Here is a 22,207-nt window from a genome sequence, read left to right on the forward strand (position 1 = left end):
ACCAATGCGACATAGTTTTTTCCTTTCCCTCTTTACGTATGACGTACTACAAAAGTTTCAATAAAAAAAGCGCTAGTTTTATCCAGCGCTTTTATAGTTTAAAGTTAATTTGAATAATACCTACTTTACGAAGAGCATCGTATAAAATAACTAAAGCCGGTCCTAAAAATAACCCGACAAAACCTAAAAGTTTAAATCCAATGTACAAACTAACTAGTGCAGCCAAAGGTGAAATACCCATATTTGTAGAAAATACTTTTGGTTCTACTACACGTCTTACTACCGTAATGACTCCAAATAGAATAAATAAACCGATTGCTAATGAGTCATGCCCTTGAGTAAGAGCAAAAATCCCCCATGGAACGAGAACCGAGCCTGTCCCAAGGATTGGCAAGATATCGACAATTACAATTAATAAACTAAGAAGCGCGGTATACGGAACATCTAATAGCCAAAGCCCTATATAAGCCATTACAAACGTCATGACACTTAAGATAATTTGTGCCTTGATAAAACCAACCCCCGCTTGGATAAGCTGAGTGATGACAACTTGTAGCTTATATTTCGTTTCTTCTGTTAAAAATGACTTAATTTTATTTTTAATAGCAGGCAGCTCAAGGCTGATAAATACAAGCGCTACTAAATAAATAAGAAACTCTAATAGAAACCCAGGAACAGTAGCGGCAAAGCTGATGATAATTTCCACCGTACTTTTTAACAGAGAATCTAATGAATTTACGGTTTTTTCAAGCGTGCGCTCGATAGAAGAAATCACTTCTGTAGGAAGAGCGTTTGAATAGTACTTCCACTTAATAATGGTTGGGTAAATCGCGGTTTCATAGATTTCTTTTACAAATGAAGGCGCTATTTTTGAAAGAGCAACCACTTGCGTAACGATTGTCCGAACAATAAAAAATCCAATAAGTATCAGCGAAACAACATATAAAATGAAGGTGGTAAGCACTGCATAGACTCTCTTCATTTTAAAAGATTGATGCAATTTCTGAACAATACCCTCAAGTGCTAATGCTGTTAATAAAGCAAACACAATCGGTAAACTGTAAGGGATTAACAAACATACGATTACTATCGAGGCGATGACCCATATTCGCTTTTTCCACATACTCTACTATCCCCCTACTAGCTAAGCTATCTCTATATTTACTGATAAAGAAAGGAACCAGTGACTGCTTTATGTAAGAATAAAATTTGGATATTTTTATACCTGATGTTACATATTATAGGGTCAATTCCCATAATAATAAAGGAATTATTATGAAAAAAGCTACTTATTCTAATTTTTTGAATAGAATAAGTAGCTTTTTAATTTATAAATTAGCCGGCCCTCATGACCTCTGTACCTTTTTTAGGATCAAATTTGCCTTCGGATTTAGACATTACAATTGCTGCTAGTGTGTTTCCTACTAAGTTAACAACCGTACGTGCCATATCCATGATTCTGTCTACTCCAGCAATGAAGGCTAATCCTTCTGCGGGAACACCGATTGTTCCAAGAGTAGCCAGTAATACAACAAATGATGTTCCTGGCACTGCAGCCATTCCTTTCGATGTAACCATCAATACAAGAATGAGCGTCAGCTGTTGAACGATCGTTAAATCAATACCATACACCTGCGCTAAGAATAACGCTGCAATCGCTTGATAAAGAACGGAACCATCTAGGTTAAATGTATAACCAATTGGTACAACGAACGATACGATAGCTTTTGGACAGCCCATCTTTTCAAGTTTTTCCATGATACGCGGAAGAACTGTCTCAGAACTAGATGTACTGTATGCTAACAACAGTTCATCTTTCATATAGCGGAATAAGTGGAAGATGTTAATTCCTGCCCATTTCGCAATTCCTCCTAATACAACAAGTAGGAAGAAAATTAACGCTAAATAAACTAAGATAACAAGCTTTCCTAACGAAAGGAGTGAATCTAAGCCAAATTTTGAAACCGTTACACCAATTAAAGCAAATACACCAATTGGAGCCACTTTCATTACAAGGTTTACCACGTGAAACATTGCGTGAGAAACGCCGTCGAAGAATTGTACAACTGGCTTTCCTCTTTCCCCAATTGCTGCTACTCCAAGTGCAAACAACACTGTAAAGAAGATAATTGCTAGCATATCTCCTTCAACAATTGATTGGAAGAAGTTTGTCGGAACAATGTGCAAGAACGTTTCAGCCACTGACTTTCCTTCTTGCTGTTCGGATGTTTCAACGTATTGTGAAATATCACTCTTCTGTGCTGATTGAATGTCTACACCTTGCCCAGGATGAAAAATATTAGCAATCAATACACCGATTACAATTGCAAAAGTCGTAATAATTTCAAAATAGAGAATTGTTTTAACGCCGAGCTTCCCGACCTGTTTACCGCTACCTGCTCCTGCAACCCCAACGACTAAGCTTGAGATAACAATTGGAATAACAATCATCTTAATTAATCTTAAAAATAAGTCTCCTAGCGGCTGTAGGTATGTTACTACACGCGGATCGTTAAACCAAATTACCCCTACAAGAACACCGAGGATTAATCCGGTAAAAATCTGCGTAGCCAAACCAAAACGAATTTTTTTCATAGATGTACCTCCCCAAAGATGTATGACATTTGTATATACTTTTCTGAAAAAACAAAAAAAGACTATTCTTAAGAAAGAACAGCCTTTTACTTACGCTATTTTGGGCTCTTTCTCTCAATAAAGCAAACGGGGTTAACTGTCGGATTCGGAATTGAGAGTTTCCTACCTTTTGTAAGGATTCACCCCAAGGCAGCTTTACTGCCGATAATGATTCCCCCGCTCTATACGATTAAGCTTATTATTCAGTTTTTATAAAATTAAAACGATCTATACGTTGTCATACGTTTTTTACAGTCAATAAAACTAAACAGAAGTCTTACTTTTACTTAACTTTATACTGCACAAATATTAATTTACTATTTTTCGACACGTTTTGTCAATACCTATGTTTATAAAACGCTTTCAAAAGGCGATAATATATATTTATGCAAAAAAGCTATTGCAACATTGCAATAGCTTTTTCTTGCTCTTTGAGTCTCTATTAGAAGTTTAAGGGACTAAAGAACACGCGTATTTATTTTATAAAAATACAAAATATAGAATAGCTGCTAAAACAATTCGATAAATTGCAAATGGCACTAATTTGATGCGATTAATTAATTTTAGGAAAAAGCGAATGGATACCAGCGCAAAAATAAAGGCGCTGATAAAACCGGCAATAAAAAACGGTAGTGCATCTGATGTGAAGTACTGCCAGTTTTTAATCAATGAAAGTCCGCTTGCTCCTGCCATGATTGGCACTGCCATAATAAATGTAAAATCTGCGGCTGCCTTATGGCTCATTCCAAGAAGAACCCCTCCTGAAATCGTTGAGCCTGAACGAGAAAAACCTGGCCAAAGAGCAATACATTGAAACAGTCCTATACCTAGTGCTTGTCCATAAGACATTTGGTCCACCGTCTCTACACGCGGACGTTTAGGTCCAAACAAATCTGCTAGAATCATTAATACAGCTCCAACCACTAAGCCAATTAGCACCGTATTTAAAGAAAACAAATGTTCATCAATGTAATCATCAAACAAAAGTCCTAACACTCCTGCGGGTAACAGACCAACAATTACCTGCATTAAATTCAAGCGATTTGTCGGTCCAATTGGAGCAGCTGGTTTTTTTCCCAATCCTAATAAATTAATAAAACGATCTTTAAAAATAACAACTACTGCTAAGATCGACCCTAGCTGAATAACAATTTTAAATGTATTAGCTACTGGAGATGAAAATAATTCTTTTGAATTTAACCACAGGTCATCCACAATAATCATATGCCCAGTTGACGAAACAGGAGCAAACTCTGTTAAACCTTCTACAATCCCTAAAATGATTGCTACAATAATTTCCCACATAAAGCTATATACCTTGCCTTTCTTTCAAATTAATAAGCTTATCGCTTCGTTTTACATGCTCAACTATTTTCCTATTTTGACACTTGCTTTTTTATCATAATTGTTAAAACTATGAAATACAATGTGTATTTGCAAAAAGATAAGAATCTTTAATAATTTGTAATAAAAACCTTACATGCTAGAACCCAAAAACAAGATATCAGCTTTTATTTGTTTTAAAAAGCAGTCGCTGTGTTCGGTATACATTCCGGGCCCTTAGCTAAAAATGAATCATCTAGACTATTTTTCTTTGGTGTGAAAAAATGACTAAATCATTATGTTTTTTCCATACCCTTTACTGTCATCTATCATTTTAATCAACTAGTGCTTGCTTATACGACATATCCCCTAAGTAATTTGAAACTTTTTTCTCTCTTTTCTCGTATATAATAGTATCTTTTTTAGGAGGCTTTTTACTATGAATGGAAATGTACGTACAATGAAATGGGTTACTGCTGGGTATGAAGCGTTACTCGGAATTCCTTTAATTGGCGCTGGGATTGTTATGGGCTTTAGTTATACCCCTCTTTTTATTGGATTTATTCTTCATGCTATCACACTCATTTTAGCGAATAGACGCGGGTTATCTGCTTATGGAAACATACTAGGGCTTGTTACCTCACTGGTTGCTTGGATTCCATTTTTAGGATTTATCATGCATATTATTACAGCTATTGTAATTGCAATCGACGCTGCTAGACAACGCTAATTGTCTAGCTTTTTTATATTAAGGGTTGATTTTTTACCGAATGATGGTAAACTTAAGCCGTAAATTGAATAATTCGAATGTTATTTCTACTAGGGGTGTCTGATAGCTCAGACTGAGAGAAGAGTGCAATAAAACTCTTTAACCCTTTGAACCTGATTTGGGTTATACCAGCGGAGGGAAGTAGTCTTGAAAAGAATAGTATATGTTTATTCTTTTTTCGCCTATTCCATCGGGTTCTGTCTATCACAGAACCCGATTTTTTTATGGTTCGGTATAGCTACACTTTATGCGAAACCGGAGGAATATGTAATGTCAAAACAAAATGTATCAGTTTCTATGAAAAAGCCTTTTCCAAACAGTCACAAAGTATATGTCCAAGGATCCAGAGAAGACCTTAAAGTACCTATGCGTGAAATTCATCAGTCTCCTACTACAGGATCTTTTGGTGAAGAAGAAAATAGTCCCGTACGTGTATACGACACGAGCGGTGTTTATACAGATCCCCGTTATGAAATTAATTTACAAAAAGGATTACCGGCTCTGCGCGAAAAGTGGATTGCAGAACGAAACGATGTAGAAACATATCAAGGCCGTACTGTTCAGCCACAGGATAACGGTTATTATGATGGTGATCCAAGAGATCAGTACGAGCGCTTTAACACTAGTCGTTTACCGCTGCGCGCAAAAAAAAATCAAAATGTAACGCAAATGCACTATGCGAAAAAAGGAGTCATCACACCCGAAATGGAGTTTATCGCTATTCGTGAACAGATGGATCCTGAAGTTGTGCGTGAAGAAGTAGCAAGAGGACGTGCGATTATCCCTAATAATATCAATCACCCTGAGAGCGAACCGATGATTATCGGCCGCAAATTCCATGTAAAAATTAATGCTAATATCGGAAATTCAGCTATTCGTTCAGCTATTGAAGATGAAGTAGAAAAAATGACATGGGCAACGCGTTGGGGAGCCGATACAATTATGGATTTATCAACAGGAAAAGATATCCATACAACACGCGAATGGATTATCCGCAACTCGCCTGTTCCTGTAGGGACCGTTCCTATTTACCAAGCGCTTGAAAAAGTAAAAGGCGTAGCAGAAGATCTAACGTGGGAAGCATACCGCGATACATTAATTGAACAAGCAGAACAAGGTGTTGATTACTTTACTATTCACGCAGGTGTTCTTTTACGCTATATTCCTCTAACAGCGAAACGTACGACAGGTATTGTTTCACGCGGAGGATCCATCTTGGCGCAGTGGTGTTTAGCTCATCATGAAGAGAACTTTTTATATACTCGCTTTGAAGAAATCTGTGAAATCTGTAAAGCATACGATATTTCTATTTCCCTTGGCGATGGGCTACGTCCTGGTTCCATTGCAGATGCTAATGATGAGGCACAGTTCGGTGAATTAGAAACGCTTGGCGAACTAACTAAAATTGCTTGGAAACACGATGTACAAGTTATGATTGAAGGTCCTGGACACGTCCCTATGCACCTTATCAAAGAAAATGTAGATAAACAAATGGAAATATGCCAAGAAGCTCCCTTCTATACTCTTGGACCGCTTACAACCGACATCGCTCCAGGCTATGACCATATTACATCAGGTATTGGTGCTGCAATGATTGGATGGTTTGGGACAGCTATGCTTTGCTACGTAACGCCAAAAGAACACTTAGGTCTTCCAAATAAAGAAGACGTTCGAGAAGGGGTTATTACCTACAAAATTGCTGCTCATGCCGCTGACCTAGCAAAAGGCCATCCAGGAGCACAAAAACGCGATAACGCGCTGTCTAAAGCAAGATTTGAATTTAGATGGAATGATCAATTTAACCTGTCACTAGATCCAGAGCGCGCAAAAGAATATCACGATGAAACACTTCCCGCTGAAGGTGCTAAAACAGCCCATTTCTGTTCAATGTGTGGACCTAAATTCTGTTCAATGCGTATTTCCCAAGATATTCGTAACATGGCTCAAGAAAATGAAAAAGATGTAAACGAAGTAAGAGAAGAAGGAATGAAAGAAAAAGCTAAAGAGTTTGTTAACAGTGGTTCAAATATCTATCAATAATGAAGTAGAACAGCTTAAAGAACAAATTAAGCTGCTTGAAAGAAAGTTATTATTTGTTCAGCAAAATTGTCAGCACATTATCGTTGAATCCTCACATTCTTCCGTAAAGCGCTGCATTAAGTGTTTCTATCAACAAGATGCAAAAAGGACTTCGTAAAGAAGTCCTTTCATCTTTTTTTGAAACGTGCTTTCAGCATGTTCTTAACCCAATATAGTATTTTAATAATAACCCAGCCTATAAATGTACCTAGCGTGTTCAAAAAGATATCATCAATATCAAATACTCGTTCCGTTAGCTTGTACTGTAAAATTTCAATCAGAAAACTGATTAAGAAACCCGTCGTAAACACTTGAATAAAACCATCAAACCACTTCATAAACATAGGAATAAACATTCCAAGCGGCGCAAACATCACAATATTTCCCAGTATATTTGTCAGAGTGAGCATTATATTCCCACTGTCCCACATCAGACGGATCGTGCTAAATAAATCCAAGTTCATTGCTTTTCCGTAAACATGTTCGTTTTCCCTTATGAGAGTTGCATAAATGACCACTGCCGTATACGCAATAAACAGAGTGAACATGACTTTTTTAACGATTGATCTGATGCTTACCTTCACTTCAACATCACCTTCTTTGACTCCCAAAACCATTTATTATTATCTATATGTACCCGTCCATTGCTTTCATTCGTAGTGAATGCATGTACATGCTTTTTTATCCTATCACATCAATAAATAAATACAATTCCCTTTATACAATTTTATTAAACTTGATTCTTTATAAATAAAAATCCTCATCATTTTATTCTACTCATTTCATTAATTTCTACATCTATAAATAATAAGAAGCAGCGAGATAACACTTCGCTGCTTCTTATTTAATCTGGATAATAAGGATTCAAATGGATTAATACTTCCTGAATATTATCGTGCTTTTTCATAAGTGTTGCTTTGATTTCTCGTCCTAAATCATGACCTTCCTTAATTGTTTTAAAGTGGTCAATTGAAATACGTACATCCACTAATATGTAATGGCCATGTTCTCTTGCTCGAACGCGATCAATCCGCTTCACATCTTCAAATTCATAAATGCTTTCTTCAAGTTCTTTCAGTAGCTCTTCATCAATATTGCCTTCCATTAAGATTTGAAAAGACTCTCCCATCATTTGTCTGGCAATGTTAAAAATTAAATAAGCAACAAAGATACTTGCTATTTTGTCTCCATATAACAGCAGTTGAACGTCCATTTTATCACCAATAATGGATAATAAAACACCAATTGCCGCTGCAATAGAAGCAACAATATCTGCTTTATGATCGAATGCAATTGCCTCAATTGCCTTACTGTGGTGCTGCTTCGCTACGTTTAAAGAATAACGGTACAACAATACCTTTGCTATGTACGAGATAACAGCAATCCACATAGCTAAAATATTTGGAGATTCGACCGGATGGAATAAACCAACGACTCCTTCAAATACCACATAAAATGATACAAGCAATAAAATAATTCCTACGATTCCTGAGACAATTACTTCTGCTTTTCCATGCCCATATGGATGGTCATCATCTGCTGGCTTATTCGCTACTCTTATAACCAATAATACAATAATAGAGGCAAATACGTCCGCTGCAGAGTGAATACCATCAGCAAACACGGCATCACTATTTCCAATCCATCCTACTATTACTTTTCCTAGCGTAAGGGCAATATTGCTCCATACGCTAATCCACGCTACTTTTTTCGCAATGGACTCCCTTATACTATTGTTCATTTGCACACCTCGACTTACTTCTTGAAAAATCAGCTTTTTTATCTTATCACTGTTCCTTCAAGTGGGTCTAGAGCAACCTATTTTCGTTTAGCTATATATGTTTCAGCACCGCAAAATTACTGATAATCGACAACATATTCTTTTTTATTTCTCCGCCAACTTCTTACGATCAGTTGCCATTGGAGGTTCTTCCATCCAACCTTGCTCAATCATAATCCGAATTCCATCTTTTCCGTACTTTCCTATACGTCCAATTAGCTGAGAAAATTCTACTGCTACATCCGAACGGAACGACATAGACAAACCAGCACCACAGTTATCAATAGCGATCGTCACCGCTGTGGAAGTATGATACATCATCAGTTTATCTGAAAACGGTGAAATCGTTGAGTTGGTTACATATGCATCAAGCAGCCTCGGACTTGGTAAATCAGCTTCAGACAGTAACTCGGTGAAGTGCTTGATTTGCTTACTCGCAAGTTTGACTCCATCAAAAAAATAAGAGCGTAATTTTTGTGTGGTAGCTACTTGACTAAATGCCAGCATCAGCGTTTTACCTAATACATTTGTATTAACAATTTCTTGAATAGCCGTAACCTCCAAAGAAGTTAAAGGATGCATTTGAGAGAAAAGTGGTGATATAAACGTTTTCTGGTCCACAAAATTCACTTTTACAGGATAAGGAATAACCGGAGGTCTCATCAGCATGCTTTTGCTTAAAATAACGTGGTTAGAACTCTCTAAAAGACTGTCGCTTTCTTTTACACATCGGGATAGATGGTCATAAATATCTTGCCTTCTCACTGCGCTTAGCGCTCTGGCATATTTCTTCATACCTCCAATAGCCATTTCATTGACATAGATAGCCATAAAAATATCATCAAATAAAGCAGGAACTCCTTTGTTCACATCTTGTTCCCCAAAACCTACTGGGATTGGAATTTTTTCCGAACTGAATAGTTCCGTCAATTCGTCTACATGAGTTTGTGAAATATGATGTGCTTTTTTTAAGAGGTCCTTAATCTCGGGATCTTTTACAACAGATAGAAAATACCCAAGAACACATACATATAGCGTATCGCCTAAATATTGCGCCCATAAGTAACCTAACTCGGCTGCGTTCAACCGCTGATTTTGTTGATGTTTTTGCATTTCGCTCTTTATATTTTCGTTCATTCACTTATTCTCCTTTTGGATAAAGTCGTACTTTTACTATCTCCAAAGAAGCGTTGAATAAACCGCATAAAAAAGACCTAGATAATAAGTCTAGGCCTTTTAGGTTATGCATATTTCTGGTCTTCTGTCTCTTTTCTAAAAAGCTTTTCATCGCGTGAAAAACGTCTGATTTTTGTTTTAAAATAAAATGTCTAAAACTTTCGTCTTGAATGTTTTTGTACGCGGACATTAAAGTGGAATGTCGATTGTACTGATTTACTTCTCCATACCCAAACATATTTGACACTTTCATCAATTCATTTACTAACTTTACACACCTTGCGTTATCTGAAGTTAAGTTATCGCCATCTGAAAAATGAAACGGGTAAATATTATAGCGGCTCGGGTCATACTTTTGATTAATTAATTCAAGCGCTTTTCGGTAAGCAGATGAGCAAATGGTTCCTCCGCTTTCTCCTTTTGAGAAGAAGTCTTCTTCTGACACTACTTTTGCCTCTGTATGATGTGCAATAAATTCAATTTCTACTGTTTCATATTTCGTACGTAAAAAGCGTGTCATCCAAAAGAAAAAGCTACGTGCCATATACTTTTCCCATATGCCCATCGAACCGCTCGTATCCATCATAGCTAAGACGACCGCTTTCGATTCCGGCTTTATAACTTCATTCCACGTTTTGAATTTTAAATCCTCTGGATAAATAGGATGAAAAGCAGGCTTTCCTGTCATTGCATTTCGCTTATAAGCGCTCATCATCGTTCGTTTTTTATCAATATTCCCCATCAAACCTGTACGTCGTATATCATTAAATTCAATGTGTTCCACAACAATTTGATCAGATTCTTTTCGCTGAAGATTAGGCAATTCTAATTGAGCAAATAAAGCCTCTTGAAGCTCCATGAGGGACACTTCCGCTTCAAAGTAGTCTTCTCCAGCCTGGTCTCCTGCTCCTTGACCTTTTCCTGCTCCTTTTTGACCATCTCCTGCAGATCCGTCACGTGCTACTACATCCCCAACTTTACTGTCTCCATCACCTTGACCCACATGTTTGTTTTTATCATAATTGTACCGAATTCGATATTCATCCAATGATTTGATCGGAATTTTAACGACTTCTCTTCCATTGGACATCACGATATTTTCTTCTGTGATTAAATCCGGTAAATTATTTTTAATGGCTTCTTTAATTTTTTCTTGATGTCTTTTTTGATCATCGTGGCCTTTACGATGGAGGGACCAGTCTTCTTTTGAGACAGCAAAACTTTTATCTACTTCTTTTCCCACGCTATTCCCCTCCTTATTTAAAAAACACCTGCACGTTTTTACTTGGCATGCATAAGCTATACCGAAAGTTTCTGACAAATACCTTTAGTTCAAAGGTTGGTTACTCTTATCCTATGCGCAAGAATGCTATACTTGCTAACTAATTCTTTCACTATTAACTATTCATTTTATAGTGTCTAGTGTCATGTATATGTTTATGACTTATCATATGATGGTTAAGTACAATGCGTACTACACATTAGCCTAATTATGCAGAGTTTATTTGAAGAGATAAGAAAAACATGGCACAAATCGGAAGTGCCATGTTTTCTTGTTAGTACTGAGTTATCGATTTAACAAACTTCCTACATAGCGCAGCAATTCATTAGCAGATACTGAATTGTACCCATGTTCATCAATCAATCGAGCCACCACTTCATTCACTTTCTTCAACTGCTGCTCATCTGGTGTTTTAGTAGACGTTGTAATTTTCACTACGTCTTTTAAATCTGCAAACAATTTTTTCTGAATCGCTTCACGTAAGCGCTCATGCGAATTATAATCAAATCGTTTTCCTTTACGTGCATAAGCGGAAATACGAATTAAGATTTCTTCGCGGAATGCTTTTTTCGCGTTTTCTGAAATACCAATTTGTTCTTCAATTGAGCGCATTAATTTATCATCTGGATTTAACTCTTCTCCTGTTAGCGGATCGCGAAGCTTATTTTTATTGCAGTATGCTTCGACATTATCTAAATAATTATCCATTAATGTTTTAGCAGACTCTTCGTACGAATAAACGAACGCTTTTTGCACTTCTTTTTTAGCAATTTCATCATATTCCTTACGCGCCAGAGAAATATAATTCAGGTAACGCTCTCGGTCCTCAGCAGAAATAGACGCATGCTGTGCTAACCCTTCTTTCAATGAACGCAGTACATCTAATGCATTGATTGATTTAATATCTTTTCGAATGATGGTAGATGAAATGCGATTAATGACATAACGAGGATCAATACCGCTCATTCCTTCATCCGTATACTCTTTTTGTAACTCTTCTACGTCTGCATCGTTATAGCCTTCTACAGATTGACCGTCGTATAGACGCATTTTCTTTAATAAATCGATATCGCCTTTTTTAGGCTCTTTTAATCTTGTTAACGTAGTAAAGATAGATGCAATACGCAACGTATGAGGGGCAATATGAACATCTGATACGTCACTTTCACGAATCATTTTGTCATAAATTTTTTCCTCATCACTCACTTTCAAGTTATATGGAACAGGCATTACAATAATTCGTGAATGCAAAGCTTCATTTTTCTTATTGGAAATAAACGAGCGATACTCTGTTTCATTTGTATGCGCTACGATTAATTCATCTGCACTAATTAAAGCAAACCTTCCTGCTTTAAAGTTTCCTTCTTGGGTTAAAGAGAGCAAATGCCATAAAAATTTCTCATCACATTTTAACATCTCCTGGAACTCCATCATTCCCCGGTTTGCTTTATTAAGCTCTCCATCAAAGCGGTAAGCACGCGGATCTGACTCAGATCCATACTCTGCAATTGTTGAAAAGTCAATGCTTCCTGTTAGGTCGGCAATGTCTTGAGATTTCGGATCAGAAGGACTGAACGTTCCAATTCCAGTTCGTTTGTCCTCTGAGAAGAAAATGCGTTCGATAATGACGTCTTCAATTCTGCCGCCATACTCTTCCTCTAATCGCATTGTATTTAAAGGAGATAAGTTTCCTTCGATTCGGATACCATACTCTTCAAAGAAGTCTTTACGCAAATGATGTGGAATTAAATGCAGCGGATCTTCATGCATTGGGCATCCTTTAATAGCGTAAACAGCTCCTCGATCAGTAAGCGAATAAGCTTCAAGCCCTCTTTTTAACATGGTCACTAGCGTCGATTTACCACCACTTACTGGACCCATTAAAAGTAAAATACGTTTACGAACATCTAAACGCTTTGCAGCTGGATGAAAATATTCTTCCACCAAGCGTTCTAGCGAATCTTCAAGTCCAAACATTTGTCCACTGAAAAATTTATAATGTCTTTTACCATTTACCTCTTCAATTCCTGCATCCTTTATCATGTTGTATACTCTAGAGTGTGCAGGCTGAGCAATTAAAGGCTCATCTTTAATCAGCTTTAGGTACTCTTCAAATGTCCCTTCCCACTTAAGACGATTCTCTTCTTCGCGGTATCTTTCAACTTTCTTTAATATATCCATTAAAGGACCTCCCCTACTAGTTATGGTGCTAGTGAACAAGATTAATACAATCTATGCAGCAAAATGTTTGAACATGCTTTTTAAATTGTAAAATTCAGAAATTTGTCCTTGCTAGGCATTCACAGTGAAGTATTTATTAGCTATAATAAAAGAGTAAGAAGGAACGGTTAAACTTTATTAGAGAACTTACGTCTCTAGAAGAGTTATTTTGTCATTATTATCATCATGAGATATGGGAAGTCGGTTTTAACTGCAGTAGCTGTATAATCCTTTTAATTAGATTGAGGAGGAAAATCAATGCGCTTACTTTTAGTATTAGGAGTAACAATTGCTTTTTTAGCATCCATCTTCAGAGCGGGATACAATGATAAACCGGGCGTTAAAAAATAACCACTACATATCATCGTCGACATAAATAAAAAAGCGAGGTTCAATAAAATTTGAACCTCGCTTTTTATTTAAGATAAACCAGCGTAATTTTGTTGACGCAGCGCTTCATAGATTAAAATAGCTGCTGTATTAGATAAATTTAAAGAACGAACATTTTCTGTCATCGGTAAACGAAGACATCTTTCCATGTTCTCTTCAATAATGTGCTTTGGCAGACCCTTTGTTTCTCTTCCAAATACGAAGAAATGATCCTGCTCTAAGTCACTATAATCAAATGTTGTATGTGGCTGCTGACCAAATTTTGTGATGAAGTAAAAGCCTGCTTCAGGATACTTTTCGAATACTTCTTCTAATGAATCATGATACACCACATTTACAAATTCCCAGTAATCCAATCCAGCTCGCTTTAACATTTTATCATCTGTTGAAAAGCCTAACGGCCGAACTAAATGCAGCGTCGTATTTGTTGCTGCACATGTTCGCGCAATATTTCCTGTATTTGCTGGAATTTCTGGTTGAAATAACACTACGTGTACTCCCACAAATTTTCACCTCTGCTAACAAATCTATTCATCATTATACCACTAACTTGCTAAAACGAAAGACTTACCGGTCAACGATATGGAAAAAATCATACTTAATCTTTGGCGTGTAAGCCGTTGAATCTTCATAAGCCCAATATCTCATTCGACTATTATACGTGTTCGCATTCACAAGAGGCATACCATGACCGTCTTTTGCTACAACAATCGTCGTATGATTCCATCTTCCATCTCCTTCAAAATCGTAGCAGATAACGTCTCCGGGGACAAGTTCGCTTGCTGAAGATTTCCGCACGGCCCGAAGTCCTGACTTGGAGTTACTTAAATAGCTATGCATGGAATGAGCAACGGCCCAGCTATAGCTCCAGGCGTTCCCTCTCATCCACCATCCGTTTGCTTTTTTAGGATATCCCCGCATCGGCGCCTTTCCTGCATGCAAACACTGTGAGATATAGTTGGTGCAGTTTACCTCAAACTGCTTATAACTTTCATTAGGTTTATCCCAATGTTTTTCTGCATACTGAACAGCCGCAAGACGATCATAATAAGAGGCTCTTTCTTCGTCTTCCTCTACTTCTTCTACATCCATTTCAACCTCATCTTCAGAAAAATCCTTTACCAGCAGCTCATCTTGAATAAGTGTATCTTTATAAAAAAGCGCTAAACGATCTTCAATTTCTTCTTCTATATAGAAAAAATCGTTTTGTTTTAAAAATGCCTGAATGTGCACCTTATATAATACTCTTGTTTCTTCCTGATCCGTATGAGCAGATTGAATAGAACCTTTCATATTACATTTTAAAACATCAACTTCTCTTTTTTTTATAAGAGACCGCTTTAGCTCACACTGCTGTTCAATGAAAGGCTTAAAGTCTTCATGAAGCTCACCTTTTACGTAGCTGTCCGCACGCGCTTTAATTAAAGTATATAATACATTCCTTTTTGTTAGCATAATGTCACCACTTTTCTAAGCGTTTATTATACGCTATGACTCATTAGCTAACTTTATCAATAAAAATACGGTTTAGATCTCTTGAAGCATCTCTATACCTTTTGACATTTCTTCAATTACTTCTTGGTCCTTTTCTTCTTCTCTTAAGTTCATAAGTGTATCTAATGCTTCTTTATCACCAATTTTGCCTAACGCCCATGCCGCCGTTCCTCGAATAACAGGGCGAACGTCATTTTTAATTAACTCAATTAAATCTGGAACGGCGGTTTGATCTTTAAAATGGGCCAGTGCAATAATGGCATTACGCTGAATTGGCTTTTTCCCTCTCCAAGATCCTGAAACATGTCCAAATTTCTCTTTGAACTCACGATTACTCATCGTTAAAAGCGGTTTTAATTTAGGCTTCGCAAGTTCTGGGTCAGGCTCCATCTCAGGGTGAAAATGAAAGTCTTTTCCTTTATTTTCAGGACACACAGTTTGACATGTATCACAGCCATATAAACGATTGCCTAATTTACTTCGAAATTCTTCAGCTAAAAATCCTTTTGTTTGGGTTAAAAAGGCAATGCATCGCTGCGAATTCAGCTGACCGCCTGTTACAAGCGCGCCGGTAGGGCACACGTCCACACACTTATTACAAGTACCACAACCGTCCTCTATCGGTTTATCAGGAGGAAACGGGATATCTGTAATCATTTCTCCTAAATACACGTAGGAACCAAATTCAGGTGTAATAATGGCACAGTTCTTACCGCTCCAGCCAATACCAGCTCTTTCTGCTACAGCTCTGTCCGACAGCTCGCCTGTGTCTACCATCGATTGAAAGATAGCTGCAGGTACTTTTTCTTTTATGAAGGTTTCAAGCTTTTGAAGCCTATCACGTAGAACCGTATGATAATCTTGCCCCCAAGAAGCACGGCAAAAGATTCCTCGGCGATCTTCCTTTGTGCTCTTTGGTGCATCTTTTAATTTAGAAGGATACGCAAGTGCAATTGAAATAATAGATCTAGCTTTTGGAACAACTAACGTGGGATCTACTCTCTTTTCAATATCAGGTTCTTCAAAGCCCGAAGCATAACCTAACTCTTTCTGTGCTAACAATCGATTCTTTAACTCATCAAACATAGAAGCACTCGCAAATCCAATCTTATCGATTCCAATCTCTTTGCTGTATGAAATAATTTCTTCCTTTAACTGATACGCATTCATAGTGAGTAATGGCCTCCTTTCTAAGAAATTCTATATATTCATGCATTGAACTGTTTTCTCACTCAATGAAATGATAGGATGGTATCTATAAACGAACAAATACTAATTATAATAGAAAGGATCAAAAAAATGAACTTTACATTATCACCCGCTATTAAACAGCTTTGCCCTTCTTTCAAAATGGGAATCATTCAGTATAAAAATATTGAAGTTGGCGATTCTCCTCAAATGCTAAAAGGACGTCTGCGCCTCTTTCAAGAATCCATTTATTTCGACCTTGAGTCAAAAAAAGCAGCAGAATTTGAAGGTGTTAGCGAGTGGAGAAAGCTTTTCAAAACATTTGGAACTGATCCAAGTAAATACCGTCCTTCAATAGAGGCTTTAATTCGGCGAATAGGAAAACAAACGTATTTGCCTTCTATCAATTCCGCTGTGGACATTAATAACTTTTTTTCATTGCAATATGAAGTACCAATTGGAATTTATGATTCCTCTAATTTAGAGGGCCCCATCGAATTTACTATCGGTAAAAAAGAAGAGTCTTATGAAGCTCTAAATGAACGTAACATTTCTTTAGAAAATAAAATCATTTCAAAAGATGCCTTAGGAGCTTTCGGAAGCCCTTATGTCGATTCTAACCGAGCGTACGTAACTGAAAAGACAACACAAGCTGTACAGTTCATTTATTTAAAGCCTTCACTTTCAGAAGAACAGGCTTATAAACTAACTAAATCCCTAAGTGACATGTTCATTCAAATTCACGGCGGCGAAGCAACCTATCAAGTCATTAACTAATGTACGCAAATATAGCGTCTATCTTTTCAAGATAGACGCTATATTTGCGCTAAAAATAAAAAACGCAACATCTCAGCTTTGAAAGCGAGACACTGCGTTGTGATAACAATATGTATGGAGCGGGTGATGAGAATCGAACTCACGACATCAGCTTGGAAGGCTGAGGTTTTACCACTAAACTACACCCGCAAATATTATCAAAATTTGTCGACCGATAAGTAAAAATAAAAACAGGAATCATCCTGTCAAGTAAAGCTAAAGTACCGATGGTCGGGGTCGAACCGACACTCCCGAAGGAACACGATTTTGAGTCGTGCGCGTCTGCCAATTCCGCCACATCGGCAAAATAAAAAAGGCAAGTTAAAATAATAAATGGTGCCGAGGGCCGGACTTGAACCGGCACGGTAGTCACCTACCGCAGGATTTTAAGTCCTGTGTGTCTGCCAATTCCACCACCCCGGCAGCTTGTAAATAAATGGAGGCGGCAACCGGATTTGAACCGGTGATAAAGGTTTTGCAGACCTCTGCCTTACCACTTGGCTATGCCGCCATTTACTCAAGACTAAGTAACTTTATTAAAATTAAATTGGAGCGGAAGACGAGGTTCGAACTCGCGACCCCCACCTTGGCAAGGTGGTGTTCTACCACTGAACTACTTCCGCAAATATGGCTGGGCTAGCTGGATTCGAACCAACGCATGACGGAATCAAAATCCGTTGCCTTACCGCTTGGCGATAGCCCAATATTGGAATATGCATATCGTTTATAAATGGGGCGACTGATGGGAATCGAACCCACGAATGCCGGAACCACAATCCGGTGCGTTAACCACTTCGCCACAATCGCCACGTATATATGCAATGTTATTTTTATAATTGGCAGGGGCAGTAGGAATCGAACCCACACTGACGGTTTTGGAGACCGTAGTTCTACCTTTAAACTATGCCCCTGTAAATGGTGGAGGGGGGCAGATTCGAACTGCCGAACCCGAAGGAGCGGATTTACAGTCCGCCGCGTTTAGCCACTTCGCTACCCCTCCACAATAACTGTGGTGCCGGCAAGAGGACTTGAACCCCCAACCTACTGATTACAAGTCAGTTGCTCTACCAGTTGAGCTACACCGGCATTTTAAAAACAAATGTTTTTAAAATGGTGGCTCGGGACGGAATCGAACCGCCGACACAAGGATTTTCAGTCCTTTGCTCTACCAACTGAGCTACCGAGCCTTATTAAATTTAAAATGGCGGTCCCGACGGGAATCGAACCCGCGATCTCCTGCGTGACAGGCAGGCATGTTAACCGCTACACCACGGGACCACTTGGTTGCGGGGACAGGATTTGAACCTGCGACCTTCGGGTTATGAGCCCGACGAGCTACCGAACTGCTCCACCCCGCGATGATAATAGATAATATATGGTGGAGGATGACGGGATCGAACCGCCGACCCCCTGCTTGTAAGGCAGGTGCTCTCCCAGCTGAGCTAATCCTCCACTATTATGTAGATGAAAATAAATGGTGACCCGTACGGGATTCGAACCCGTGTTACCGCCGTGAAAGGGCGGTGTCTTAACCGCTTGACCAACGGGCCACTGTGCTAATTAAATGAAAATGGCGGAGAGCAAGGGATTTGAACCCTTGAGACAGCGTTAACCGCCTACACGATTTCCAATCGTGCTCCTTCGGCCACTCGGACAGCTCTCCAAATGGCTCCACAGGTAGGACTCGAACCTACGACCGATCGGTTAACAGCCGATAGCTCTACCACTGAGCTACTGTGGAATAATAACAGCCTGGCAACGTCCTACTCTCACAAGGACAAAGTCCCAACTACCATTGGCGCTAAAGAGCTTAACTTCCGTGTTCGGTATGGGAACGGGTGTGACCTCTTCGCTATCGCCACCAGACATATTATATTATACATGATTTAATAAAGAAAGCAAGACTTTTTTTGAAAAGTTTTGTTCTCTCAAAACTAGGTAACAGTTTGCTGAGTAAAGCTTACGCTTTTAAAAGTTTGGTTAAGTCCTCGATCGATTAGTATCAGTCAGCTACACATGTCGCCACGCTTCCACCTCTGACCTATCAACCTGATCATCTTTCAGGGATCTTACTAGCTTGCGCTATGGGAAATCTCATCTTGAGGGGGGCTTCATGCTTAGATGCTTTCAGCACTTATCCCGTCCACACATAGCTACCCAGCGATGCCTTTGGCAAGACAACTGGTACACCAGCGGTGTGTCCATCCCGGTCCTCTCGTACTAAGGACAGCTCCTCTCAAATTTCCTACGCCCACGACGGATAGGGACCGAACTGTCTCACGACGTTCTGAACCCAGCTCGCGTACCGCTTTAATGGGCGAACAGCCCAACCCTTGGGACCGACTACAGCCCCAGGATGCGATGAGCCGACATCGAGGTGCCAAACCTCCCCGTCGATGTGGACTCTTGGGGGAGATAAGCCTGTTATCCCCGGGGTAGCTTTTATCCGTTGAGCGATGGCCCTTCCATGCGGAACCACCGGATCACTAAGCCCGACTTTCGTCCCTGCTCGACTTGTAGGTCTCGCAGTCAAGCTCCCTTGTGCCTTTACACTCTACGAATGATTTCCAACCATTCTGAGGGAACCTTTGGGCGCCTCCGTTACATTTTAGGAGGCGACCGCCCCAGTCAAACTGCCCACCTGACACTGTCTCCCGGCCCGATCAGGGCCGCGGGTTAGAATTTCAATACAGCCAGGGTAGTATCCCACCGACGCCTCCACCGAAGCTAGCGCTCCGGTTTCTCAGGCTCCTACCTATCCTGTACAAGCTGTACCAAAATTCAATATCAGGCTACAGTAAAGCTCCACGGGGTCTTTCCGTCCTGTCGCGGGTAACCTGCATCTTCACAGGTACTATAATTTCACCGAGTCTCTCGTTGAGACAGTGCCCAGATCGTTACGCCTTTCGTGCGGGTCGGAACTTACCCGACAAGGAATTTCGCTACCTTAGGACCGTTATAGTTACGGCCGCCGTTTACTGGGGCTTCAATTCAGAGCTTCTCCCAAAGGATAACCCCTCCTCTTAACCTTCCAGCACCGGGCAGGCGTCAGCCCCTATACTTCGCCTTGCGGCTTCGCAGAGACCTGTGTTTTTGCTAAACAGTCGCCTGGGCCTATTCACTGCGGCTCTCTCGGGCTATAAACCCTACCAGAGCACCCCTTCTCCCGAAGTTACGGGGTCATTTTGCCGAGTTCCTTAACGAGAGTTCTCTCGATCACCTTAGGATTCTCTCCTCGCCTACCTGTGTCGGTTTGCGGTACGGGCACCTCCCGCCTCGCTAGAGGCTTTTCTTGGCAGTGTGGAATCAGGAACTTCGGTACTATAATTCCCTCGTCATCACAGCTCAGCCTTAATGATGAGCGGATTTGCCTACTCATCAGCCTAACTGCTTGAACGCGCATATCCAGCAGCGCGCTTACCCTATCCTACTGCGTCCCCCCATTACTCAAACGGCGGGGAGGTGGTACAGGAATATCAACCTGTTGGCCATCGCCTACGCTTTTCAGCCTCGGCTTAGGTCCCGACTAACCCTGAGCGGACGAGCCTTCCTCAGGAAACCTTAGGCATTCGGTGGACAAGATTCTCACTTGTCTTTCGCTACTCATACCGGCATTCTCACTTCTAAGCGCTCCACCAGTCCTTACGGTCTGACTTCGCTGCACTTAGAACGCTCTCCTACCACTGACATCAAAGATGTCAATCCACAGCTTCGGTGATACGTTTAGCCCCGGTACATTTTCGGCGCAGAGTCACTCGACCAGTGAGCTATTACGCACTCTTTAAATGGTGGCTGCTTCTAAGCCAACATCCTGGTTGTCTAAGCAACTCCACATCCTTTTCCACTTAACGTATACTTGGGGACCTTAGCTGGTGGTCTGGGCTGTTTCCCTTTTGACTACGGATCTTATCACTCGCAGTCTGACTCCCATGGATAAGTCTTTGGCATTCGGAGTTTGACTGAATTCGGTAACCCGTTGGGGGCCCCTAGTCCAATCAGTGCTCTACCTCCAAGACTCTCACAACATGAGGCTAGCCCTAAAGCTATTTCGGAGAGAACCAGCTATCTCCAGGTTCGATTGGAATTTCTCCGCTACCCACACCTCATCCCCGCACTTTTCAACGTGCGTGGGTTCGGGCCTCCATTCAGTGTTACCTGAACTTCACCCTGGACATGGGTAGATCACCTGGTTTCGGGTCTACAACCACATACTAAACGCCCTATTCAGACTCGCTTTCGCTACGGCTCCGCCTTATCAGCTTAACCTTGCATGGGATCGTAACTCGCCGGTTCATTCTACAAAAGGCACGCCATCACCCGTTAACGGGCTCTGACTACTTGTAGGCACACGGTTTCAGGATCTCTTTCACTCCCCTTCCGGGGTGCTTTTCACCTTTCCCTCACGGTACTGGTTCACTATCGGTCACTAGGTAGTATTTAGCCTTGGGAGATGGTCCTCCCAGCTTCCGACGGAATTTCACGTGTTCCGCCGTACTCAGGATCCACTCAAGAGGGAACGAAGTTTCAACTACAGGGTTGTTACCTTCTTCGACGGACCTTTCCAGGTCGCTTCATTTACTTCGTTCCTTTGTAACTCCGTATAGAGTGTCCTACAACCCCAAGAGGCAAGCCTCTTGGTTTGGGCTAATTCCGTTTCGCTCGCCGCTACTCAGGAAATCGCATTTGCTTTCTCTTCCTCCGGGTACTTAGATGTTTCAGTTCCCCGGGTCTGCCTTCAATATCCTATGTATTCAGATAAAGATACTGTTCCATTACGAACAGTGGGTTTCCCCATTCGGAAATCTCCGGATCAAAGCTCACTTACAGCTCCCCGAAGCATATCGGTGTTAGTCCCGTCCTTCATCGGCTCCTAGTGCCAAGGCATTCACCGTGCGCCCTTTCTAACTTAACCATTAGCGAATAAATGGTACAACATATTGTTGTGTTATTTATTGGTTTGATTAAAGAAAAGTTTCACTTTTCCTCAGCAATTACTGTTATCTAGTTTTCAAAGAACAATCGCAACCAAAATTCTTCTTATCTAAGTAAGAAGAAA

At 40.0% G+C, this 22,207-nt stretch carries 14 protein-coding genes, 17 tRNA genes, 2 rRNA genes and 2 riboswitches; of the genes, 3 read left to right on the forward strand and 30 right to left on the reverse strand.

Annotated elements, in window-relative coordinates; genetic code table 11:
• Positions 1-91 precede the first annotated feature (91 nt).
• From ytvI to ACO1DI_RS17465, 3 genes are all read right to left on the reverse strand, one after another.
• A complete protein-coding gene (ytvI, locus tag ACO1DI_RS17455; RefSeq protein WP_014461801.1) occupies positions 92-1,123 on the reverse strand; it encodes a sporulation integral membrane protein YtvI in 1,032 nt (343 codons plus the stop codon).
• 212 nt (positions 1,124-1,335) lie between these two features.
• On the reverse strand, positions 1,336-2,595 hold the full coding sequence (locus ACO1DI_RS17460; protein WP_014461802.1) for a cation:dicarboxylate symporter family transporter: 1,260 nt from the start codon (positions 2,593-2,595) through the stop codon (positions 1,336-1,338).
• A 106-nt stretch (positions 2,596-2,701) separates the two neighbouring features.
• Positions 2,702-2,841: riboswitch (cyclic di-AMP (ydaO/yuaA leader) on the reverse strand.
• Positions 2,842-3,114: 273 nt separating this feature from the next.
• Entirely contained in the window at positions 3,115-3,939 is an 825-nt protein-coding gene (locus ACO1DI_RS17465; protein ID WP_014461803.1) for an undecaprenyl-diphosphate phosphatase, read from the reverse strand.
• A 457-nt stretch (positions 3,940-4,396) separates the two neighbouring features.
• Here ACO1DI_RS17465 and ACO1DI_RS17470 point away from each other — a divergent pair, with 457 nt between their 5' ends.
• Together ACO1DI_RS17470 and thiC are read left to right on the forward strand one after the other, a co-directional pair.
• The gene (locus ACO1DI_RS17470) at positions 4,397-4,687 is read left to right on the forward strand and encodes a hypothetical protein (protein WP_014461804.1); all 291 of its coding nucleotides are present in this window, start codon (positions 4,397-4,399) and stop codon (positions 4,685-4,687) included.
• A gap of 81 nt (positions 4,688-4,768) precedes the next feature.
• Positions 4,769-4,883: riboswitch (TPP riboswitch) on the forward strand.
• Positions 4,884-4,996: 113 nt separating this feature from the next.
• Complete coding sequence (gene thiC / locus ACO1DI_RS17475; RefSeq protein ID WP_014461805.1) at positions 4,997-6,766, forward strand: phosphomethylpyrimidine synthase ThiC; 1,770 nt, start codon at positions 4,997-4,999, stop codon at positions 6,764-6,766.
• A 167-nt stretch (positions 6,767-6,933) separates the two neighbouring features.
• Here the strand turns inward: thiC and ACO1DI_RS17480 are convergent, their stop codons facing one another.
• From ACO1DI_RS17480 to queG, 8 genes are all read right to left on the reverse strand, one after another.
• The gene (locus tag ACO1DI_RS17480) at positions 6,934-7,389 is read right to left on the reverse strand and encodes a VanZ family protein (protein ID WP_258232185.1); all 456 of its coding nucleotides are present in this window, start codon (positions 7,387-7,389) and stop codon (positions 6,934-6,936) included.
• A 260-nt stretch (positions 7,390-7,649) separates the two neighbouring features.
• On the reverse strand, positions 7,650-8,546 hold the full coding sequence (locus ACO1DI_RS17485) for a cation diffusion facilitator family transporter (protein WP_014461808.1): 897 nt from the start codon (positions 8,544-8,546) through the stop codon (positions 7,650-7,652).
• A gap of 144 nt (positions 8,547-8,690) precedes the next feature.
• Entirely contained in the window at positions 8,691-9,722 is a 1,032-nt protein-coding gene (locus ACO1DI_RS17490; protein ID WP_014461809.1) for a DUF3231 family protein, read from the reverse strand.
• Positions 9,723-9,726: 4 nt separating this feature from the next.
• Positions 9,727-11,004 (reverse strand): sporulation protein YhbH, encoded by a 1,278-nt coding sequence (gene yhbH, locus ACO1DI_RS17495; RefSeq protein WP_423145500.1) that lies wholly within the window; start codon positions 11,002-11,004, stop codon positions 9,727-9,729.
• Between the two features lie 324 nt (positions 11,005-11,328).
• Positions 11,329-13,224, reverse strand: coding sequence for a PrkA family serine protein kinase (locus tag ACO1DI_RS17500; protein WP_013055179.1), 1,896 nt, complete (start codon positions 13,222-13,224; stop codon positions 11,329-11,331).
• A gap of 458 nt (positions 13,225-13,682) precedes the next feature.
• Positions 13,683-14,156: a tRNA (uridine(34)/cytosine(34)/5-carboxymethylaminomethyluridine(34)-2'-O)-methyltransferase TrmL gene (trmL, locus tag ACO1DI_RS17505; protein ID WP_016762878.1), complete on the reverse strand. Its 474-nt coding sequence runs from the start codon at positions 14,154-14,156 to the stop codon at positions 13,683-13,685.
• A gap of 64 nt (positions 14,157-14,220) precedes the next feature.
• Complete coding sequence (locus tag ACO1DI_RS17510; RefSeq protein ID WP_014461813.1) at positions 14,221-15,108, reverse strand: amidase domain-containing protein; 888 nt, start codon at positions 15,106-15,108, stop codon at positions 14,221-14,223.
• A 72-nt stretch (positions 15,109-15,180) separates the two neighbouring features.
• Entirely contained in the window at positions 15,181-16,317 is a 1,137-nt protein-coding gene (gene queG / locus ACO1DI_RS17515) for a tRNA epoxyqueuosine(34) reductase QueG (protein WP_423145501.1), read from the reverse strand.
• 129 nt (positions 16,318-16,446) lie between these two features.
• On the opposite strand from queG, the gene ACO1DI_RS17520 reads away from it, so the two are divergent.
• Positions 16,447-17,112 (forward strand): B3/B4 domain-containing protein, encoded by a 666-nt coding sequence (locus ACO1DI_RS17520; protein WP_014461815.1) that lies wholly within the window; start codon positions 16,447-16,449, stop codon positions 17,110-17,112.
• Between the two features lie 115 nt (positions 17,113-17,227).
• Here ACO1DI_RS17520 and ACO1DI_RS17525 read toward each other — a convergent pair.
• From ACO1DI_RS17525 to ACO1DI_RS17615, 19 genes are all read right to left on the reverse strand, one after another.
• Positions 17,228-17,301 (reverse strand) — tRNA-Gly (locus ACO1DI_RS17525).
• 72 nt (positions 17,302-17,373) lie between these two features.
• Positions 17,374-17,455, reverse strand: a tRNA-Leu gene (locus ACO1DI_RS17530).
• A 30-nt stretch (positions 17,456-17,485) separates the two neighbouring features.
• Positions 17,486-17,574: transfer RNA gene (locus ACO1DI_RS17535), tRNA-Leu, on the reverse strand.
• A 14-nt stretch (positions 17,575-17,588) separates the two neighbouring features.
• Positions 17,589-17,662, reverse strand: a tRNA-Cys gene (locus ACO1DI_RS17540).
• A gap of 37 nt (positions 17,663-17,699) precedes the next feature.
• A tRNA-Gly gene (locus tag ACO1DI_RS17545) sits at positions 17,700-17,774 on the reverse strand.
• A gap of 5 nt (positions 17,775-17,779) precedes the next feature.
• Positions 17,780-17,854 (reverse strand) — tRNA-Gln (locus tag ACO1DI_RS17550).
• Between the two features lie 28 nt (positions 17,855-17,882).
• Positions 17,883-17,958, reverse strand: a tRNA-His gene (locus tag ACO1DI_RS17555).
• Between the two features lie 30 nt (positions 17,959-17,988).
• A tRNA-Trp gene (locus ACO1DI_RS17560) sits at positions 17,989-18,062 on the reverse strand.
• 5 nt (positions 18,063-18,067) lie between these two features.
• Positions 18,068-18,151 (reverse strand) — tRNA-Tyr (locus ACO1DI_RS17565).
• Between the two features lie 10 nt (positions 18,152-18,161).
• A tRNA-Thr gene (locus ACO1DI_RS17570) sits at positions 18,162-18,237 on the reverse strand.
• Between the two features lie 25 nt (positions 18,238-18,262).
• Positions 18,263-18,338, reverse strand: a tRNA-Phe gene (locus ACO1DI_RS17575).
• Between the two features lie 15 nt (positions 18,339-18,353).
• Positions 18,354-18,429, reverse strand: a tRNA-Asp gene (locus tag ACO1DI_RS17580).
• Positions 18,430-18,432: 3 nt separating this feature from the next.
• A tRNA-Met gene (locus tag ACO1DI_RS17585) sits at positions 18,433-18,509 on the reverse strand.
• Between the two features lie 18 nt (positions 18,510-18,527).
• A tRNA-Val gene (locus ACO1DI_RS17590) sits at positions 18,528-18,603 on the reverse strand.
• A gap of 23 nt (positions 18,604-18,626) precedes the next feature.
• A tRNA-Glu gene (locus ACO1DI_RS17595) sits at positions 18,627-18,701 on the reverse strand.
• 21 nt (positions 18,702-18,722) lie between these two features.
• A tRNA-Ser gene (locus ACO1DI_RS17600) sits at positions 18,723-18,814 on the reverse strand.
• A 3-nt stretch (positions 18,815-18,817) separates the two neighbouring features.
• A tRNA-Asn gene (locus tag ACO1DI_RS17605) sits at positions 18,818-18,892 on the reverse strand.
• Between the two features lie 9 nt (positions 18,893-18,901).
• A 5S ribosomal RNA gene (gene rrf / locus ACO1DI_RS17610) occupies positions 18,902-19,017 on the reverse strand.
• A gap of 110 nt (positions 19,018-19,127) precedes the next feature.
• A 23S ribosomal RNA gene (locus ACO1DI_RS17615) occupies positions 19,128-22,063 on the reverse strand.
• Positions 22,064-22,207 lie beyond the last annotated feature (144 nt).

The organism is Priestia sp. 40 (genome assembly GCF_049368575.1).
GTDB classification, from domain to species: Bacteria; Bacillota; Bacilli; order Bacillales; family Bacillaceae_H; genus Priestia; species Priestia zanthoxyli.

What these genes read in the sequence shown, in the direction of transcription:
- thiC (WP_014461805.1), top strand. Translation starts at nt 4,997, where the DNA reads ATGTCAAAACAAAATGTATCAGTTTCTATGAAAAAGCCTTTTCCAAAC.
- ACO1DI_RS17460 (WP_014461802.1), bottom strand. Translation starts at nt 2,595, where the DNA reads ATGAAAAAAATTCGTTTTGGTTTGGCTACGCAGATTTTTACCGGATTA.
- ACO1DI_RS17470 (WP_014461804.1), top strand. Translation starts at nt 4,397, where the DNA reads ATGAATGGAAATGTACGTACAATGAAATGGGTTACTGCTGGGTATGAA.
- ACO1DI_RS17510 (WP_014461813.1), bottom strand. Translation starts at nt 15,108, where the DNA reads ATGCTAACAAAAAGGAATGTATTATATACTTTAATTAAAGCGCGTGCG.
- queG (WP_423145501.1), bottom strand. Translation starts at nt 16,317, where the DNA reads ATGAATGCGTATCAGTTAAAGGAAGAAATTATTTCATACAGCAAAGAG.
- ytvI (WP_014461801.1), bottom strand. Translation starts at nt 1,123, where the DNA reads ATGTGGAAAAAGCGAATATGGGTCATCGCCTCGATAGTAATCGTATGT.
- ACO1DI_RS17490 (WP_014461809.1), bottom strand. Translation starts at nt 9,722, where the DNA reads ATGAACGAAAATATAAAGAGCGAAATGCAAAAACATCAACAAAATCAG.
- ACO1DI_RS17485 (WP_014461808.1), bottom strand. Translation starts at nt 8,546, where the DNA reads ATGAACAATAGTATAAGGGAGTCCATTGCGAAAAAAGTAGCGTGGATT.
- ACO1DI_RS17465 (WP_014461803.1), bottom strand. Translation starts at nt 3,939, where the DNA reads ATGTGGGAAATTATTGTAGCAATCATTTTAGGGATTGTAGAAGGTTTA.
- ACO1DI_RS17500 (WP_013055179.1), bottom strand. Translation starts at nt 13,224, where the DNA reads ATGGATATATTAAAGAAAGTTGAAAGATACCGCGAAGAAGAGAATCGT.
- ACO1DI_RS17520 (WP_014461815.1), top strand. Translation starts at nt 16,447, where the DNA reads ATGAACTTTACATTATCACCCGCTATTAAACAGCTTTGCCCTTCTTTC.